This window comes from Blastocatellia bacterium (assembly GCA_035275065.1).
Classification (GTDB): domain Bacteria; phylum Acidobacteriota; class Blastocatellia; order UBA7656; family UBA7656; genus DATENM01.
Genome location: DATENM010000085.1, coordinates 44444 through 61224, shown reverse-complemented (window position 1 = coordinate 61224; position 16781 = coordinate 44444). Strand labels below are relative to the sequence as shown.

Here is a 16781-nt window from a genome sequence, read left to right as displayed (position 1 = left end):
TAAAGCCGTGAAGGCAGCAAGGCATGTGATCTTCGCATCATGGCCTGCTGCCTTCTGCATTTGTACGGATGTCCTGACTGCCTCCTGCCTCCAGCTTCCTGCTTCCTGCCTCCTGACTCCCGATTTACAATTCCGCGATGGCGCATTACAATAGGCGCGCTTTTCAGGTCGTCAAATCAATCACCCGAGCGAACTACATGACTGACTCACGGCCCAGGACGCTGGTTGATCTGCTCAAAGGCGCTACTACTGCGCGCCCTGCCGCAGAGGTCATCCGTTACAAGCAAGACAAGCAGTGGACAGGTCTTAGCGGTCAGGTGTTGCTCGACCGCGTGCGCCACGTCGCGCTCGGCCTCTACGACCTTGGCATACGCAAAGGCGACCGCGTCGCCATCCTTGCCGAAAGCGGCCCAATGTGGAGCATCAGTGATTACGCCATCCTCTCAAACGGCGCGGTAAACGTGCCCATCTATCCGACGCAGCCGCCGCATCAGGTCGAATATATTTTGAAAGAGTCAGCGCCCAAGCTGCTCTTCATTTCGACGGCGCGGCAGATGAAGCGCGTCGAAGCCGTTCTCAAACACTTTCCCGACCTGCGTATCGCGCCGTTTCAGGCGAACGCCAATGGCGAAGGCAGCATTCCGTTCTCGGCTATCGAAGCGCGCGGCGCAGCAATCGCCGCCGAACGAACGGAGCTTTACGACGTGATCGCCTCTGACGTGCAGTCGTCAGACCTCGCTTCGATCATCTACACTTCGGGAACGACCGGCGAGCCGAAAGGCGCCATGCTGACGCATGACAACATCGCCTTTAACGCCTACGCCGCCGGCAAGTTTCTGGAGATCGAAGCCGGCGGCACGATGCTGTCGTTCCTGCCGATGTCGCACATCTTCGAGCGCATGGTTTTGTACCTCTGCCTGCACCGCGGCGTGCAGATCAATTACGCCGGCGGCATCGAAACCGTGGCCAACGACATGCTCGATGTCCACCCGACGTTGATGTCGACGGTGCCGCGCCTGCTCGAAAAAGTTTATGCGCGCATGCAGAAGAGCGCTTCGGACAAAGGCGGATTGAGCAAGCGTTTCTTCGACTGGTCGCTCGCCATAGCGCGGCGGCTGGGCGAGATTTATAGCCGCGGCGAGCGCGTGCCGCCGCTGCTTGAGCTGCAACGCGACATCGCCGACCGGCTGGTCTTTCATAAGATTCGTGCCGCGCTCGGCGGGCGCATTCGGCGCATGGTGTCGGGCGGCGCGGCACTGCCTATGGAGATCGCGCTAGTCTTTACGGGCGCCGGCGTGCCGGTGCTGCAAGGCTATGGCTTGACTGAGACCGCGCCGGTCATCGCCGTGAATACCTTGCGTCACAATCGCATGGGGGCGGTCGGTCGCGTGCTGCCCGACGTCGAAGTGCGGATTGCCGAAGACGGCGAAATCCTGACGCGCGGGCCGCACGTCTTTCAGGGCTATTTCAATAAGCCGGAAGAGACTGCCGCCGCTTTCACAGACGAGGCCGACGCGAGCCTGCGCTGGTTCAAGACCGGTGATATTGGTCACATTGACCGTGACGGCTTTCTCTTCATCACCGACCGCAAGAAGGATTTGATTAAGACTTCGGCGGGCAAGTACGTCGCGCCGCAGATGATCGAAGGCTTGCTCAGCCAGAGCGAATACGTCGAGCAGGCGGTCATCGTCGGCGACAAACGCAAGTATGTGTCGGCGCTGCTGGTGCCGGATTTTGAGCGGCTGCGCGCCTGGAGCAAAGCGCAGGGCATCGAAACCAGAGACAAGGCGACGCTCGTCGAGGACCGCCGCGTCTTTGATCTCTTCAAAGCCGAAGTCACGCGGCTGACACGCGAGCTGGCCGACTACGAAAAGGTGAAGCGCATCGCTTTGCTTGCCGACGAGTTCACGATTGACGGCGGCGAGCTGACGCCGACGCTGAAGATTCGCCGCCGCGTCGTCGAGCAGAAGTATTCCAGCCTGATCGAATCGCTCTACACCGGCAACGATTAGTTTCTTGTCAGCGCCGACGGCTCGTAAAATGAATCGGCTCGCGCTGAATAATGATCATCCTCAAGGAGACTTCCATGCGCCGACCTTATGGCTTGCTTTACAGCCTTACCTTCGTCTTGGTCCTGACACTGGCGAATCTTACCGCGACCGCGCAGACGCCGCTCTCCGCCGAGTTGCGCGAGAAGATAGATAAGCTCGCCGCCGAAGCGCTGGCTAAAGGCGGCGTGCCGAGCGCGTCCATTGCGGTGGTCAAGAATGGCCGGATCGTTTACGTCAAAGCCTACGGCGATGCGCGCACCGAGCCGCGCACGGCGGCCACACCGGAGATGCGCTACAGCATCGGCTCGATCAGCAAGCAGTTCACGGCGGCGGCCATCCTGCTCTTGCAGGAGCAGGGCAAGCTGTCGCTCGACGACCGTGTTGCACGGTTTATCCCCGACCTGACGCGCGCCAACGAAGTCACCATCCGCCAGTTGCTCTCGCACACCTCCGGCTATCAGGACTACTGGCCGCAGGATTATGTGATGCCCTTTATGCTGAAGCCGGTGACGGCGCAGCAGATTCTCGACCGCTGGGCGCGCAAGCCGCTCGACTTCGATCCCGGCACGAAATGGCAGTACAGTAACACCAACTACGTCATCGCCGGGGTGATTGTCGAAAAGGCCGCCGGTAAGCCGCTGCTCGAATTCCTGCGCGAAAAAGTCTTTGCGCCGCTCGGCATGCGAAGCGTCACGGACATCGATCAAGAAAAACTTACAGAGAGCGATCCGACCGGCTACATGCGTTATGCCCTCGCGCCGCTGCGCCCGGCGCCAAAGGAAGGGCGCGGCTGGCTGTTCGCGGCAGGCGAGCTGGCGATGACGGCTCAGGACTTGGCGCGCTGGGACATCTCGATCATTGATCGAAAGGTGATGCAGCCCGCTTCTTACCACGAGCTTGAGACCGAAGTTCGGCTCAAGAACGGCCTGGGCACGCAGTACGGACTTGGCGTCGGCGTCGCCAGAGTGGAGGGGCACCGCGCCATCTCACACAATGGCGAGGTCTCAGGCTTCACCGCCGAAAATCTCGTCTTCCCCGACGAGCGCGTCGCGGTCGCCGTGCTAACTAACCAGGACGCCGCCGGCGCTGCCGGCGTGATTGTGCACGGCATCGCGCCGCTCTTGCTAGCTTCGGACGATCCCGCGACCCCGAAGAAGCAGGAGCAGGCGCGCAAGATTTTCGAGGGGTTACAGCAAGGCAAGATAGACCGCTCGCTCTTCACCGAAGACGCCAACTTCTACTTCAGCGAGCAGGCGCTGAAAGACTTCGCCAGTAGCCTGGGGCCACTGGGACCGCCGCAAGAGTTCAAGCAAACCCGCCAGGGACTGCGCGGCGGCATGACGCTGCGCGTCTACACCGTAGCCTTCGCGCAGAAGACACTGCGCGCCTGGACCTATGAAATGCCGGACGGGAAGCTGGAGCAGTATCAAGTGGCCGAGGATCAGTAAGGAGTAGAGCGATAATCAATCGCGCGCAGCCTGGGAGCGCAGGCATCTTGTCTGCTCATATCACAAATGCAAAAGCAAGCGGGCGAGACGCCCGCGCTCCCAGGCTATACTCCGCTTAATTCTCGTTCGGGTGGCGCGGGCCGCGACGGCCGCCGCGACCTGGGCCGAAGCCGCCTTCCTGAACTTGATAATCCGCCGGCACCTCGAACAGCGAGCGCACTGGCTCTTCGCGCTTGATGTGGGTCAGGCGATAGACGTGCTCGCCCATACGCGGGTCGCTGTGCTTGCTCATCACCACGGTCTGCAATTCCGGCGAATACCAGCGCTCGGAAACCACTTCGACCGCCTGCTCGTTGCCGTGCAGTCCGGCTGGGATAGTAATCACCGACCGCGTCCCTTCAGCCTCGATGCCTTCGATCACCTGCTTGCCGAGTGATTCGGTCTTGATGTCGAAGGGCGGCTGACGCCGCGCGCTCTGCGCCGTCATGTCGTGTGGCGGGCGGCCCGCGGGCAGCGACATCTTGTGCGCCGTGCGGTTGGTGGCGTCCAGCGCGTAGTGGGCGTTGGCTACGGGGTCGTTAATGAAGACCATCCGCGGCGGATCGCCGGCAGAGGCGAAGGGGCCGAGGACGCCGACCGTCATCTCGTGGCGGATGCGGCCTTCGCTGTCGCGATAGAACATGCCTGTGCTCTTGTGAGTCGCGGGGGTGCCGTCGGCGAGCGTCCGCGTGCTTTCCATCTCGACCTGCGCCGAAAACGGCGCGCCGGTGACGGTCTTGTCTCCGAAGCGCATCTCGGACGATAGCAAGTTGAACCCCGGGCCACGCGGGAAATCGCGCTTGTGATCCTCTCCGCTTCCCGCCTGTTGCTCGCTTGCCGCCTGCGACCGGTGATGCCAGTTTCGCGGGCCGGTCTGCTCTTGCGCAGCCAGGCTTGAGGCAAGGGAGAGCATCAGCGCGCCCACCAGGATTAAAGCGAACGGTTGATGTTTTTTCGTAATCATTGTGCCTCTCTTCTTTTGAGTGGCAAGTGACAAGTGACAAGTGACAAGAGCGTATCGGTAATACTGCGCCGCTCTTCCACTCATCACTCATCACTCATCACTTCTTGTCACTTGTCACTATTCAGTAAACCAGTCGGATGGCGCGGGCTAAGCCGTCGTCACCGACAACGATGTCTGCTTTCACGGTCTCGTGTGCGCGCTCGGCGTTCAAAGGTAGCCCCATCGCGATCAGCGAAGCGCGCGGCATCTCAACGCGCATGATCGTGCCGCTGCCCATCGCTGTGGCCTCGTCAAGAGCGGTCAACGGGATGAATTCCGTCACCGTTTCCGGCGAGCGGTCGCCACGGTTAGCCATCTCGTGATGAAAGACCGGCCGCATTCGGCGGCGCGATGCCGAGGTCGCGGTTTTGGGTTTATCGCTAGTCGCCGCGACTTGCACATTCGTCTTGTTTGTTACGTCGGTTGCGGGCACGGCATCGGCAATCAGCGGTTGCGAACTTGCGGATGACTCGACCAGCGATTGCCGGTGCAAAACCTGTAGCGTGACAAGCATCGCCAACAGCAAGAGCGCGGCCGCCGCCGCCAACAGCCAGCGCGTCGGGCGGCGCGACGCTGAGTTGATGAAGACAGGCGGCGCAGCCACGGGAACGGGTGCGGTCTGCTGTTGGAAAGCGCCGAGCAAGGCGGTTTTCATGCCTGCCGATGCTTGCCCGTGTTCAGTGCTTGCGGCGGCATTCAACGCAGCAGTCAGGGCGCGCTCATGCCGTAAGCGCGCGGCGCAGCGCGAGCAGGCGCGGGCGTGCGCCAGGGCGCGTTTGCGCGCCGCCGCTTCGATCAGGAATTCGCAGGCCAGATCGGTCACCACTCTCTCGAATGCTTCGCATGTCATAAGGCACACCTCGCTGTCGGCAATCGCTCACCCTCTTCCGCCTCGCCCATCGCCCGCAGCTTGCTGATCAACATGGCCCGCGCCCGGTGCAACCGCGAGCGCACCGTGCCGACCGGGCAACCGATGATGGCGGCGGCCTGCTCGTAATTCATCTCTTGCATATTGCATAGCACGACGACTTCGCGGTAATGCGGCGGCAGCGCCAGGATGGCCTGCCGCACCGCCACAATCGTTTCGCTGCGCGATAGCTCCGCGAGCGGGTCTTCGCGGGCAATCAAGCGCGCATCTGAGGCTATCTCGTCATCCGCTTCGTCGGTCAATGATACGAAAGCGCGGTCGCGCGCAAGCCGCTTCAGCACACGATTGCGCGCCATACCGTAGAGGTAGGCGGCAACCGAGCCGCGCGTCGAATCAAACAGGCTGCCATCGCGCATCAAGGCCATGAAGACATCCTGAGTCACGTCTTCGGCAACCGCGGGCGAACCGCTCATGCGCAGCGCGAAGCGATAGACGCCCGCTTGCCGCCGGTCGTAGAGCGCGGCAAACGCTTCGGCATCGCCGGCGATCATCAGCCGCAGCAGCGTTTCGTCGTTGGTCGTTGCCAGCGCCTCTTTCATCCGATTCTCAGCTTCTCCCTCTTTCGGCCCCGTCCTGGTTGTCCGCGGCGCGCCGCAATAGTTCCATTAGTTCATTAGATCACAGCCCGGCGACAAATGGCGGACGATATTTGCGGCGCGCGAAAAAATGGGCCGGCCCTTGCGGGTCGGCCCGGAGGAGGACAGCAAGATGCTGGTTCACTCACACATTGACAAGCGCGTCTGCTTGTCTCTACGGAACGAACTCTACGCACGGCGCGCCCCGGCGGATTACTGTCGCTGGCGGTGCTGCGGCGGCTGGTCGCCACCCATCACGCGCTCGGCAACGAACTGGCCGTCGCTGTTGCGAGCGCCGCGCGCCATCACGAAGTCACCGGCTTTGAAATCGGCCAGTGTCGCAGCCTGGCGATTGCGGTTGAATTCGGTGCTGGTAGTCGTATAGATGGTCTGCGCCGCGCCGTCGCGGGTCGTCACGGTCAGCGTGTGCGCCGCCGCGTCAACCGACTGCAACTGCCCGCCGACGCCGTTAAAACGGCCTTCGCCTTGCCCCCTGCCGCGCGGCGGCTGGTCGCCACCCATTACGCGGTCGGCAACGAACTGGCCATCGGTGTTGCGCGCTCCGTGAGCGAACGCGAAATCACCGACTTTGAAATCCGCAAGCTGCGCCGCCTGGCCGTTGCGTTCGTAGGTCGTATTAGCCGTGACATTGATGACGTTGGTCTGATCGTTGCGGCCCTGCACGGTGATTGAAGCGCCGCTGATGGCCGTGATCTTGCCGCCGGCGCGGTTCGCCGGGTCGCCGCCGCGCCCCTCGTGATGCTGCGCCAGCACAGCGGCGCCAATGACGAGATTAAAGAGGCAAACACAAGCAAGCGTCCCTCTGGTAAGTATTCGGTAAATTCCCTTCTGCATGAACTCTCCTTGTTGATCGTCTAAATTTGCGCGCACACGCGTGGCGCAATGGGTTGAATGAAATATGATGCCGGGGAGAACGGCGGAGTTGGGCGCGTTGGCAACGCGATTATCGCGTCGGCCACCGCCGCCACTGGCTGGCGAATCGTCCTCGGTGGTGATGTCCGCGAGGCGCGTGGATGGTTCCAGAGTTTTTTAGATTTTTTTTTTTGCGGATGGCTCGGTGCGGCGCGCAATGCAAACTTGCGCGCCCGCCGCCGGTGTAGGTATGCTCATCAGGTTTATTGACGATGACCTGCTCCAGCTTTCGCTTTCGAGGTTTCTCATGTCACTAGCGAATCTCGTCGGCCATGTGCTCGATGGCAAGTACAGCATCGAACGGCAGCTCGGCAAGGGCGGCATGGGCGCGGTCTATCTGGCGACACACCTCGGCACCGACCGGCCTGTGGCCATCAAGGTCATCATGCCGCAGTTCACGCGCAATGAAGAGTTTGTCGAGCGCTTCCGCCGCGAAGCCAAAGCCGCCGGGCGCATGCGCCATCCGAACATCGTCGACGTCACCGACTTCGGGTTCGCCGCCGTTGACCGCGAACAGGTCGCCTATCTGGTGATGGAATACCTCGACGGCTGCACGCTCGCCGACATCCTCATCGAAGAGAACCAACTGCCGGTCGCCTGGGTGGTCGACATCCTCGAACAGACTTGCTCGGCGGCTGACGAAGCGCATCAGGCGGGCATCATCCACCGTGACCTGAAACCCGAAAACATCTGGCTGGAGCCGAACCGGCGCGGCGGCTACACCGTCAAGGTGCTCGATTTCGGTCTGGCCAAGCAGGGCGACCCGATGGCCCTTGCCGGCGCGGCGGCGAATCCTTCACTGAGCGACGAGTCGGCGAACCAGCCCACCATTGCCGCCTCGGCGCGCGACACGAACATCATCGGACAGGGCGCGCCAACCTTCCTGCCCGATCAGGCGCTAACGCAAGCCATCACGCCGGACACCGCCGCAACCCAAACGCTGCCCTTGAATGAAGAGGCGAAGACGCACATCGCGCCCGAAAGCGACCAGATGATGGCGCCGCCGGCGGCGAATGCGACCGCCGAGGCCGTCACGATGATTCAATCGCCGGCAAGTGGTGAAGTGCGGCGCTTCACGTCGCCAACCGTAGACGAAGAGGGCGGCACGCTCATCATGGTTGAGCTACCGAACAACGCCACATCGCTCGACGACAACAGCGCCACTCAATTGCTGCCACCCGGCGACCACACGAGCGCCAGCGGCGAGTTGGCACGACCTGTGGCGGCAAGGACCACGGCAAACGGCGCGCAGCCAACGGCTGAAGAGATTGCCGCCGCGACCGGCTCGGCGGGCGGCATCACGCGCGTCGGCGCGATCCTCGGCACGCCGCTTTATATGTCGCCGGAACAGACTCGCGGCGAAGCCCTCGACCCGCGCTCGGACATCTACAGCCTCGGCGTCATCGCCTATCAAATGCTCGCCGGCAGTCCGCCCTTTACCGGCGAAATCAACGACGTGCTCAGGGGTCACATGGAAGCCGAGCCGCCGCCGCTGCGCGAGCGCCGCAAGAAGGTCTCCAAGCGCACGGAGCAAGTCATCATGAGCGCGCTGGCCAAGTCACCTGCCGAGCGCCCGGCGACAGCGATGAGTTTCGCCAATGCCCTGCGCGCCAGCGACGAAGGGCCGGGCAAATTGTTCCGGCGCGCTCTGGCCCTCTACAGCGAGCACTTCCCGGTCTTCTTCCGCCTGTCGCTGGTCGCCTACATGCCGGTGCTGCTGCTGACGTGCCTGTTTGTGATCCTCGACTTGCTCCTCAAGGCAGGCTGGCTGCCGAGACTGGCCGGCGGCATCATCGCCGGCGTTCTCGGCATCGTGATGTTCATTACTGAGCTCGTCTCGACGGCGGTGGTTACCGGCATCAGCATCTGGTTCGTCGTGCAGTTGGCGGTCGCGCCGCTCAGGCCCTTGAAGCTGCGGCACGCGCTGCGCGCTTTAAAGTCGCGGATCAAGCGTCTGACGACGACGAGCTTTCGCGTCATCATCGGCACCATTCTACGCATGTGCCTGTTCATCATTCCCGGTGTGCTTTACTTCATCAACTCATCGCTGGTCAGCCCTGTGGTGGTGATGGAGAATCTGCGAGGCCGGGCCGCGGTGCGCCGCTCGAAGGAATTGGTCAAACGCGCCCGACCGACAGTGATCGCCATCGTCCTCATTAACCTCCTATTGCCGGTGCTGCTCGGCCTCCTGTTTACCACCGCTTTCGGCATTCAGAAGCGCCATATGGGCGAAGGGGCCAAGCTCAGCGTGCGAGTGGGCGAGCTGATCCCGACGATCATTAAAATCTTCATCCTGCCGCTGCTCTCGATGTTGACGGCGCTGCTCTACCTGAAAGTGCGCCAGCTCGGCGGCGAACGCTTCAACCAGATGCTCGATCAATTCGAGGCCGAAGAAGCGCCGCGCACCCGTTGGCAACAACGCATGCGCGAGCGGCTGACCTCGTCGGGCGCGACGCGCTCGGCTTAAGATGTGGCGCAAGCTGTTAGCTTGCGTCCAGACTTGCGCAAGCTAACAGCTTGCGCCACAACGGAGGCCCTCCGGCTTGAAGACCGCCCACCAAACAGTTGCCGACGACGACGCGCCGCAGCTCGCGCGCCGGCTCGGACTGTTCGACGCGACGATGATCGTCATGGGCGGCATCATCGGCTCCGGCATCTTCATCAACGCTTACGTCGTCGCCCGCCAGGTGCATCCGCCGTGGCTGGTGCTGGGCGCATGGGCGATGGGCGGCGTGATTGCGCTGGCCGGCGCTTTCATCTACGCCGAGCTGGCGGCGCACCGCCCGCAAGTCGGCGGCCAGTACGCTTACATCCGCGAAGCCTTTCACCCGCTGCCGGCCTTCCTGTATGGCTGGACGCTGCTGCTGGTGACGCAGACCGGCGGCATGGCCGCGGTCGCCGTGACCTTCGCAAAATACTTTGCGCAGCTCACCAACCTGCCCGACAGTGACCGGGCGAGCGCCATCATTGCGGTCATTGCGCTGGCGCTGTTGACGCTGATTAACTGTCTCGGCGTGCGCGCCGGCAGCACTGTGCAGAGCGTCTTGATGGTTTTAAAGATCATCGCCATCCTGGCGTTGATTGCCTGCGGTCTGTTCATTGCCCGGACGCCGGCCCAGCCGACCGAGCTGATTTATAACGATGAATGGCGACCGGCGGCAGGCTATTTTACGCCGGGCCTCGACGGGCTGACGTTGACGGCTTTCGGCGCGGCGCTGGTGCCGGTGATGTTCGCTTATGGCGGCTGGCAGACGTCGTGCTTCATCGCCGGCGAAGTGCGCGAGCCGCGCAAGAACATGCCGCGCGGCCTGTTGATCGGTGTGCTGGGCGTTATCATCCTCTACATGCTGGCGAATTATGTCTACGTCCACGTGCTCGGCGTTGACCAGTTGGCACAGACCAAGACGCCGGCTTCGGAAGTCATGCGCTTGATCCTCGGCGAACGCGGCAAGAGCTTGATTGCCGCCGGCATTGCCATCTCGACGCTCGGCTTTCTCAGCCAGGGGATGCTGACCGCGCCGCGCGTCTACTTCGCGATGGCCGATGATGGCTTGTTCTTCAAGCGCGTCGCCTGGCTCGACCCGCGAACCCGCGTGCCGGTCGTCGCCATCGCTTTGCAAGGCGCGCTGGCCATCGTCATCATCCTGGCTCTAGCGGGAATCTACGCGAAGATTCTCAACTATGTGATGTCCGTAGACACGATTTTCTTCGCGTTATCGGCGGCCTGCCTGTTTGTCTTTCGCCGCCGCGACGGGCGGGCCAGCTTCCGCGTGCCCTGGCACCCGCTGACGACGCTGGTCTTCATCATCGCCGAATGCTTTGTTGCCGTAAGCGTCGTGGTCAACTATCCGCTCGATAGCGTGAAAGGCTGGGCGATCTTGCTCGCGGGCATTCCGATCTATTTCCTCTGGCGCGGAAAACGTGATGAGCAACACTGAGCGAGTCAAAGCTTCGCCGTACATCGAATGGGCCAAGACAGAGGCTGCGGCGCGCTTCAACCTGGCGACCAGCGGCCTGATTCATTACCCGCTCGCCGAGTTGCCGGTAACGCTCGCCGACCTGGAATTGAGCGGGCCAAGTTTTTATGGCTACGCGCCGTTACAACAGGCGCTCGCCAAGAAGTGCGGCGTTGACACAGACTGCGTCGTTCAGGCGACCGGCACATCGCTGGCGAATCATCTGGCGATGGCGACACTGCTAGAGCCCGGCGACGAAGTGATTGTCGAGCAGCCCGGTTATGATCCGTTGCTCGCGGTGCCGCGTTATCTCGGCGCGACCGTCAAACGACTGGAGCGGCGGCGCGAGGATGGCTTTCGCGTTGACCTCGCCGAGTTAGAGCGTCGGGTCAGCAGCCGCACACGGCTGATCGTCCTGACGAACATGCATAATCCGACCGGCGCGCTCACCGGCGAAGAAACTTTGAAGCAGGTTGGCGAGCTGGCGCGCAGCGTCGGAGCCCGCGTCCTGGTGGACGAAGTTTACCTCGAAGCGATCTTTGACGACGCGCGTCCCTACGCCTTTCAGCTCGGGCGCGAATTCGTAACCACCAGCAGTCTGACAAAGGCGTATGGCTTAAGCGGCTTGCGCTGCGGCTGGATTCTGGCCGAGCCGGAGCTGGCGCGGCGCATCTGGCGATTGCACGACATCTTCGGCGGCATTCCGGCGCACCCGGCAGAACGCTTAAGCGTCGTCGCGCTGCACCATCTTGACCGCATTGCGGCGCGGGCCAAAGCGCTGCTCGACGCCAACTGGCGCGCGCTCGATCACTTCCTCGAATCGCGCCGCGACCTCGAATCTTTTCGCCCGCGATTCGGCACCGTCGTTTCGCCGCGCTTGAGGCATGGGCAGGTGGACGACCTGTGCGCCTTGCTGCGCGAGAAGTACGAAACCTCTATCGTGCCGGGCCGCTTCTTTGAGATGCCGGAGCATTTTCGCATCGGCATCGGCATTCCCGGTGATATACTGCGGGAAGGTTTGGCGCGACTGGGCGCGGCGCTTGATGAGATGGCCAAGAGAAGCTGAACCGTCTGAATAATCTTCATAGCGGAGGACAACAGAATGAGCCCCAAGAAGCTGAGAAGAGTAATCTGCCTGGTGCTGGCGACGCTAGTGTTGATGCTGTCTTTTGACATCAGCAGCGACGCGGCGCAGCGCCGGCGGCATCGCAATCCCGAAGCCGGCAAGAAGAAAGCCGCCAAGCGCATCGGCATCGGCGCGGCAGTAGGCGCAGCGGCAGGCGGATTGATCGGCGGCAAAAAAGGCGCGGCCATCGGCGCGGGCGCCGGAGCCGCCGGCGGCACCGCTTATCACGTCCACAAGAAACGCCAGTACCGCCGCCGTCATCGCCGCTAGTCGTTAGAGGGGGAAAACAGAAGGCAGGAAGCAGGAAGCAGGAGGCAGTCCCGTAGGGACGCGATGTTTATAGTTGCAGCCACCGAAAATGACGAAGCCCCGGAGGGGCGAAATGGCGACATTGCGCTCCTGACGGAGCTTGAATCTTAAGCGCATCGGTGACTATAAACATCGCGCTCCTAACGGAGCTAGGGAATCAACTGACAACTGATAACTGGCAACTGCCTCCTGCCCCTATTCCCTCTTGAGCGGGCGGCCCATCAACTCGTTGGCGGCTTCAATGGCCGGTTTGTCTTCATAAAGTAGCGCATGGATGCTGGCGGTGATCGGCATATCGATATTCAAGCGTTTGCCTAGCTCATAAATCGCCCGCGTCGTCTTCACGCCTTCGGCGACTTCGCGCATCTCGCCGACGATCTCCGTAAGCTTCCGGCCCCTCCCCAACTCAACCCCGACGCGGCGGTTGCGCGACAGCTCGCCCGTACAGGTCAACACCAGGTCGCCGAGCCCTGCAAGTCCGGCAAGGGTTTCAACCCGCGCCCCTTGCGCCAGCGCCAGCCGCGTCATCTCGGCCAGCCCGCGCGTGATGATGGCCGCCACCGTGTTCGTCCCCATCCCTAAGCCGCGCACCACGCCTGAGCCAATCGCCACGACGTTCTTGACCGCGCCGCCCAGCTCGACGCCGATCACATCCGAGTTCGTGTAGACCCGAAAGACGTTGGCGCTCAACAGGCGCTGTACGGCTTCGCTCGCTTGCGGCTCGCGGCTCGCCGCGACAATCGCCGTCGGGTCGCCGCCGGCCACTTCGCGCGCAAAGCTCGGCCCCGACAACGCCGCGAAGCGTGGCGCGAATCGCTCTTTAAGGACATCAACGATGACTTCGTCCATGCGCATCAGCGTCACGTTCTCGATGCCCTTGGTGGCGCTGACGAGTGTTTGTTGAACGCTCAAGTAAGACCGCATCTGCTCGACGACCTGGCGCGTCGCATGCGAAGGCACGACGATGAGGACGAAGCCAGCGCCGTCCAATGCTTCGGCGAGCGAATCGGTGGCGTGCAGGTTTTCAGGCAACTCGATATCGGTCAAGTAATATGGATTGCGGTGTGTGGCGTTGATCTGATGGGCGACTTCCGGTTCGCGCGCCCACAAGCGAACCGCGTGGCGGTTGCGCGCCGCGACTAACGCGAGCGCCGTCCCCCAACTGCCCGCGCCAATGACGGCGACCTGCTGTGATTCCGTTGTCACGGGTTCGGCGGACATTAACCCCGGCCTCCGCCCGCCGCCGCGTCCGACGACGAAACCCGCATGCCGATCTTATTTTCGCGGCCCGCTAGCAAGCGGCTGATGTTCTCGTGATGCTTGGCAACGATCAAGGCGCAGCCGGCGATGGCGATGACGATCAGCGCCGTCAGATGCCCATGTTGCGGGCTGTCCGGCAAGAGTAATCCATAATACAACCACACCCAGAGCGGCACCGCGGCGGTCGCGATGATCGAGCCGAGCGAGACGTAGCGCCAGAGGTAGACGATCAGCAGCCATAAGCCCAGCGTCGTCAACACCGCGTAGGGCGCTAGCACCAGAAAGACGCCGACGCCGGTGGCGACGCCTTTGCCGCCTTTGAATTTAAGAAAGGCCGGGAAGATGTGGCCGACGATGGCGGCGATGGCTGCCGCGCCGACCCAGAGATAATCGGCGGGCTCGACCTGGCACATCAGCAAAACCGCAGCCGCGCCTTTAGCGACGTCGAGCGCGTAGGTGAGCAGGCCGCCACGCCAGCCGGCGCGCCGCGAAACGTTGGTCGCACCGATGCCGCCCGAACCGATGCGGCGCACGTCTTCGCCTCGCGTGAAGACGTACTTGATCAGCAGGTAGCCGAACGGAACGGAACCGAGCAAGTAAGCACTGACGACACACGCGGCTCTCAGCAACATCAATTCACTCTCCGTTTCGTCGTGGAAGGAAACCCATCGCGCCGGATACGCGCCCCGGTTGCGCCGTGAATATATCAGACACGCAAGGAAAATGAGAAATGGTGATGGCACAGTCTGTGCGTAAGAAAACAGGGGTTGGTCTATGCACACACGAGAAAGGCGGCTGCGCGTTCAGATAAAGGCCGACAGCCGCTTGCATAAAGGAAGCGAATGGAATTCATCCGAGCAGCGCGCGCCGGCTGCTTGGTTGCAAAACAGTCTCAGGCGTTGTCAGACAGTGTGAATATTTGGCTGGGACACGTTTGCAATCTTATCAAAGGGCGAAGAGGCCGTTTAGAACCGACCGCCGAGCGATGGCTTGCGTCGGTCAGCGGTCAACGAAATGGAGGGAGTTATGCAAACTGAAATGATGAACGACAAGAAAGAGATGGCCAGATTGCGTCACGCCTACGAGCATGACGCGCGCAGCCGCGGGCTACAGAAAAACTGGTTCGTCGCGCTGGTGGCTTTATGGATTGTCATCTGGGGCTTTGTTGGGCTGTCGGGAGTCTTGCCGCGCCCGCTTTGGGTAGCGCTGCTGGCGCTGCTGGTGCTCTCGGCATTTGCCATCGCCCTATTCGGACCGCGCAACCGTGAGCGGAGAATCCATTGATCTAGCCAACCTGCGAACGACGCTTGTGAGCAAACAGGCTAATGAGAGGAAGCGATCATCGATGCTGGAAATCGGATATGCATTGTCGAGCGAAGAGCATACTGCCAACGACCTGATCCGTAATGCGCGCCGCGCCGAAGAATCGGGCTTTACCTTCGCGCTGATCTCGGATCACTTTCACCCGTGGATAGACAAGCAGGGCCAGAGCCCTTTCGTCTGGAATGTGATTGGCGGCATCAGTCAGGTCACCGAAAAGCTGCGGCTGGGAACCGGCGTAACCTGCCCGACGTTTCGCATTCACCCGGCGATCATCGCCCAGGCAGCGGCGACCTCGGCGGCCATGATGCCGGGCCGCTTCTTTCTCGGCGTCGGCACCGGCGAAGCGCTCAACGAGCACATTCTCGGCGACAAGTGGCCGCCACACGATGAGCGCGACGAGCGTCTCGAAGAGGCCGTCGAGTTGATCCGCCTGCTCTGGGAAGGCGAAGAGGTCAGCTTCCGCGGTGACTTCTACGATGTCGAAAACGCGCGCATCTACACGCTGCCCGACGAGCCGCCGCCGATCATCTATGCCGCCTCGGGGCCGAAAGCGGCGCAGACCGCCGGGCGCATCGCCGACGGGCTGGTCAGCACCGCGCCCGAAAAAGAGATCGTGCAAAAGTTTGAAGAGGCCGGCGGCCAGGGTAAGCCGAAGTATGGCCAATTGACCGTCTGCTGGGCGCAGGATGAAGAGCAGGCCGTCCGCACGGCTTACGAGTGGTGGCCGAATGCCGCCGTGCGCGGCGAGCTGTCTCAGGAACTACCGACACCGAAGTTCTTCGAGCAGGCGGCGAAGATGGTCAGGGAAGAAGATGTCGCCGAGGCCATCACCTGCGGCCCCGAAGCCGAGCGCCACCTGGAGAAGATTCGGGAGTTCGCCGACGCCGGCTTTGATCACGTCTATGTGCATCAGGTCGGCCCGGATCAAGAGGGCTTCATGAAGTTTTACGAACAGGAGATCATCCCGAAGATCGCCGGGCTATCGCGCCGCACTTCAACCAGCAGCGGCAAGTAACATTCAGGCGATGCGGGCGGTAACCGTCGTGGCCACCCGCATCGTTCTCTCAACCTAATTCCCAGCAAGCACTGGCCAGTTGATCCACCCTTTGTTACGGGACCAAGATATAATGAACGCATGTTAAAGGCTCTTGAAGACCTTGAAGACCTTGAAGACCTGGCTGCGGTTGCCGAACGCCGCGAGGAAGAAACGGTTACGCACGCTGATTTGATTGCCGAACTTAAAACTGATGGCCTCTTACAAGATTGAGTGGAGACATTCAGCCGTAAAAAAATTGTAGGTCGGTAGCCGTTTAAAATTGAGCAGACCATGCTGATGTCGGCTTGCTTGACGCGCCCCTGCCGGTTTGTTAGTTTCAACTCTCAAGTGAGCCATTGCTATCTCGCCTTATCTCGCGCTCACAATCAGGTTGAATAGCTTTACTCGGAGGGTGTCCTTATGAACACGGAAGCGCTCGGAATGATCGAGACCAAAGGCTTCGTCGGCGCTGTCGAAGCCGCCGATGCCATGAGCAAAGCCGCCAATGTGGTGCTGGTTGGCCGCGAATACATCGGCGGCGGTTACGTCACCGTCTTTGTGCGCGGCGATGTCGGCGCGGTCAAAGCCGCGACCGATGCCGGCGCTGCCGCTGCCCGCCGCGTCGGCGAACTGGTCAGCGTCCACGTCATTCCGCGCCCGCACCGCGAGCTCGAACAGGTGCTCGACGCCAACGGCCTCGGCGCCAAACAGCTCGGCGGCGCGGATCAAAAGCAACTCCCCGCCGGCTCACAGGAAGACGGCAAACGCTCGCTGCAATCCGGCAACAAAGATCG

General features: G+C 61.9%; 16 protein-coding genes and 1 pseudogene. 11 read left to right on the top strand and 6 right to left on the bottom strand.

From position 1 onward, the window contains the following. The first annotated feature begins 197 nt into the window (after positions 1–197). Both VJ464_19795 and VJ464_19790 read left to right on the top strand, forming a co-directional pair. Positions 198–2012, top strand: a complete 1815-nt coding sequence (locus VJ464_19795) for a long-chain fatty acid--CoA ligase (GenBank protein ID HKQ07378.1) — start codon at positions 198–200, stop codon at positions 2010–2012. A gap of 74 nt (positions 2013–2086) precedes the next feature. After that, a complete protein-coding gene (locus tag VJ464_19790; protein ID HKQ07377.1) occupies positions 2087–3499 on the top strand; it encodes a serine hydrolase domain-containing protein in 1413 nt (470 codons plus the stop codon). A gap of 115 nt (positions 3500–3614) precedes the next feature. Here VJ464_19790 and VJ464_19785 read toward each other — a convergent pair whose 3' ends face one another. The 4 genes from VJ464_19785 to VJ464_19770 all read right to left on the bottom strand — a co-directional run bounded on the left by VJ464_19785 (position 3615) and on the right by VJ464_19770 (position 6899). Further along, complete coding sequence (locus VJ464_19785; protein ID HKQ07376.1) at positions 3615–4502, bottom strand: hypothetical protein; 888 nt, start codon at positions 4500–4502, stop codon at positions 3615–3617. A 121-nt stretch (positions 4503–4623) separates the two neighbouring features. Beyond that, positions 4624–5391 carry a hypothetical protein gene (locus tag VJ464_19780; GenBank protein ID HKQ07375.1) on the bottom strand — a complete coding sequence of 256 codons (768 nt, stop codon included), beginning with the start codon at positions 5389–5391 and terminating at the stop codon, positions 4624–4626. Then, on the bottom strand, positions 5388–6008 hold the full coding sequence (locus tag VJ464_19775) for a sigma-70 family RNA polymerase sigma factor (protein HKQ07374.1): 621 nt from the start codon (positions 6006–6008) through the stop codon (positions 5388–5390). The genes VJ464_19780 and VJ464_19775 overlap by 4 nt, the downstream gene beginning before the upstream one ends. Before the next feature lie 249 nt (positions 6009–6257). Next, entirely contained in the window at positions 6258–6899 is a 642-nt protein-coding gene (locus VJ464_19770) for a DUF5666 domain-containing protein (GenBank protein ID HKQ07373.1), read from the bottom strand. A 57-nt stretch (positions 6900–6956) separates the two neighbouring features. Here VJ464_19770 and VJ464_19765 point away from each other — a divergent pair, with 57 nt between their 5' ends. The 5 genes from VJ464_19765 (at position 6957) to VJ464_19745 (ending at position 12329) form a co-directional block, all read left to right on the top strand. Next, entirely contained in the window at positions 6957–7187 is a 231-nt protein-coding gene (locus VJ464_19765) for a hypothetical protein (GenBank protein HKQ07372.1), read from the top strand. A gap of 37 nt (positions 7188–7224) precedes the next feature. Further along, complete coding sequence (locus VJ464_19760) at positions 7225–9444, top strand: serine/threonine-protein kinase (protein HKQ07371.1); 2220 nt, start codon at positions 7225–7227, stop codon at positions 9442–9444. A 76-nt stretch (positions 9445–9520) separates the two neighbouring features. Beyond that, on the top strand, positions 9521–10915 hold the full coding sequence (locus VJ464_19755; GenBank protein HKQ07370.1) for an amino acid permease: 1395 nt from the start codon (positions 9521–9523) through the stop codon (positions 10913–10915). Further along, positions 10902–11999, top strand: a complete 1098-nt coding sequence (locus VJ464_19750) for an aminotransferase class I/II-fold pyridoxal phosphate-dependent enzyme (GenBank protein ID HKQ07369.1) — start codon at positions 10902–10904, stop codon at positions 11997–11999. Before VJ464_19755 ends, VJ464_19750 begins: the two co-directional genes overlap by 14 nt. A gap of 36 nt (positions 12000–12035) precedes the next feature. Beyond that, the gene (locus tag VJ464_19745) at positions 12036–12329 is read left to right on the top strand and encodes a YMGG-like glycine zipper-containing protein (GenBank protein HKQ07368.1); all 294 of its coding nucleotides are present in this window, start codon (positions 12036–12038) and stop codon (positions 12327–12329) included. Positions 12330–12563: 234 nt separating this feature from the next. Here VJ464_19745 and VJ464_19740 read toward each other — a convergent pair whose 3' ends face one another. Both VJ464_19740 and plsY read right to left on the bottom strand, forming a co-directional pair. Next, complete coding sequence (locus VJ464_19740; protein ID HKQ07367.1) at positions 12564–13589, bottom strand: NAD(P)H-dependent glycerol-3-phosphate dehydrogenase; 1026 nt, start codon at positions 13587–13589, stop codon at positions 12564–12566. Next, positions 13589–14260: a glycerol-3-phosphate 1-O-acyltransferase PlsY gene (gene plsY, locus VJ464_19735; protein ID HKQ07366.1), complete on the bottom strand. Its 672-nt coding sequence runs from the start codon at positions 14258–14260 to the stop codon at positions 13589–13591. The genes VJ464_19740 and plsY overlap by 1 nt, the downstream gene beginning before the upstream one ends. A 394-nt stretch (positions 14261–14654) precedes the next feature. Between plsY and VJ464_19730 the strand changes: the two genes are divergently transcribed. The 4 genes and pseudogenes from VJ464_19730 to VJ464_19715 all read left to right on the top strand — a co-directional run bounded on the left by VJ464_19730 (position 14655) and on the right by VJ464_19715 (position 16671). Beyond that, positions 14655–14912 (top strand): hypothetical protein, encoded by a 258-nt coding sequence (locus VJ464_19730; protein ID HKQ07365.1) that lies wholly within the window; start codon positions 14655–14657, stop codon positions 14910–14912. Between the two features lie 61 nt (positions 14913–14973). Beyond that, on the top strand, positions 14974–15966 hold the full coding sequence (locus tag VJ464_19725; protein ID HKQ07364.1) for a TIGR03557 family F420-dependent LLM class oxidoreductase: 993 nt from the start codon (positions 14974–14976) through the stop codon (positions 15964–15966). 120 nt (positions 15967–16086) lie between these two features. After that, a complete protein-coding gene (locus VJ464_19720; GenBank protein ID HKQ07363.1) occupies positions 16087–16218 on the top strand; it encodes a hypothetical protein in 132 nt (43 codons plus the stop codon). 189 nt (positions 16219–16407) lie between these two features. Further along, positions 16408–16671: pseudogene (locus tag VJ464_19715) on the top strand (BMC domain-containing protein). The last annotated feature ends 110 nt before the right edge of the window (positions 16672–16781 follow it).

Bases quoted from the DNA above. Each gene is read 5' to 3' on its own strand.
- plsY (HKQ07366.1), bottom strand. From the start codon at position 14,260: ATGTTGCTGAGAGCCGCGTGTGTCGTCAGTGCTTACTTGCTCGGTTCC.
- VJ464_19750 (HKQ07369.1), top strand. From the start codon at position 10,902: ATGAGCAACACTGAGCGAGTCAAAGCTTCGCCGTACATCGAATGGGCC.
- VJ464_19770 (HKQ07373.1), bottom strand. From the start codon at position 6,899: ATGCAGAAGGGAATTTACCGAATACTTACCAGAGGGACGCTTGCTTGT.
- VJ464_19760 (HKQ07371.1), top strand. From the start codon at position 7,225: ATGTCACTAGCGAATCTCGTCGGCCATGTGCTCGATGGCAAGTACAGC.
- VJ464_19795 (HKQ07378.1), top strand. From the start codon at position 198: ATGACTGACTCACGGCCCAGGACGCTGGTTGATCTGCTCAAAGGCGCT.
- VJ464_19775 (HKQ07374.1), bottom strand. From the start codon at position 6,008: ATGAAAGAGGCGCTGGCAACGACCAACGACGAAACGCTGCTGCGGCTG.
- VJ464_19785 (HKQ07376.1), bottom strand. From the start codon at position 4,502: ATGATTACGAAAAAACATCAACCGTTCGCTTTAATCCTGGTGGGCGCG.
- VJ464_19730 (HKQ07365.1), top strand. From the start codon at position 14,655: ATGCAAACTGAAATGATGAACGACAAGAAAGAGATGGCCAGATTGCGT.
- VJ464_19745 (HKQ07368.1), top strand. From the start codon at position 12,036: ATGAGCCCCAAGAAGCTGAGAAGAGTAATCTGCCTGGTGCTGGCGACG.
- VJ464_19790 (HKQ07377.1), top strand. From the start codon at position 2,087: ATGCGCCGACCTTATGGCTTGCTTTACAGCCTTACCTTCGTCTTGGTC.
- VJ464_19765 (HKQ07372.1), top strand. From the start codon at position 6,957: ATGAAATATGATGCCGGGGAGAACGGCGGAGTTGGGCGCGTTGGCAAC.
- VJ464_19720 (HKQ07363.1), top strand. From the start codon at position 16,087: ATGTTAAAGGCTCTTGAAGACCTTGAAGACCTTGAAGACCTGGCTGCG.
- VJ464_19725 (HKQ07364.1), top strand. From the start codon at position 14,974: ATGCTGGAAATCGGATATGCATTGTCGAGCGAAGAGCATACTGCCAAC.
- VJ464_19740 (HKQ07367.1), bottom strand. From the start codon at position 13,589: ATGTCCGCCGAACCCGTGACAACGGAATCACAGCAGGTCGCCGTCATT.
- VJ464_19780 (HKQ07375.1), bottom strand. From the start codon at position 5,391: ATGACATGCGAAGCATTCGAGAGAGTGGTGACCGATCTGGCCTGCGAA.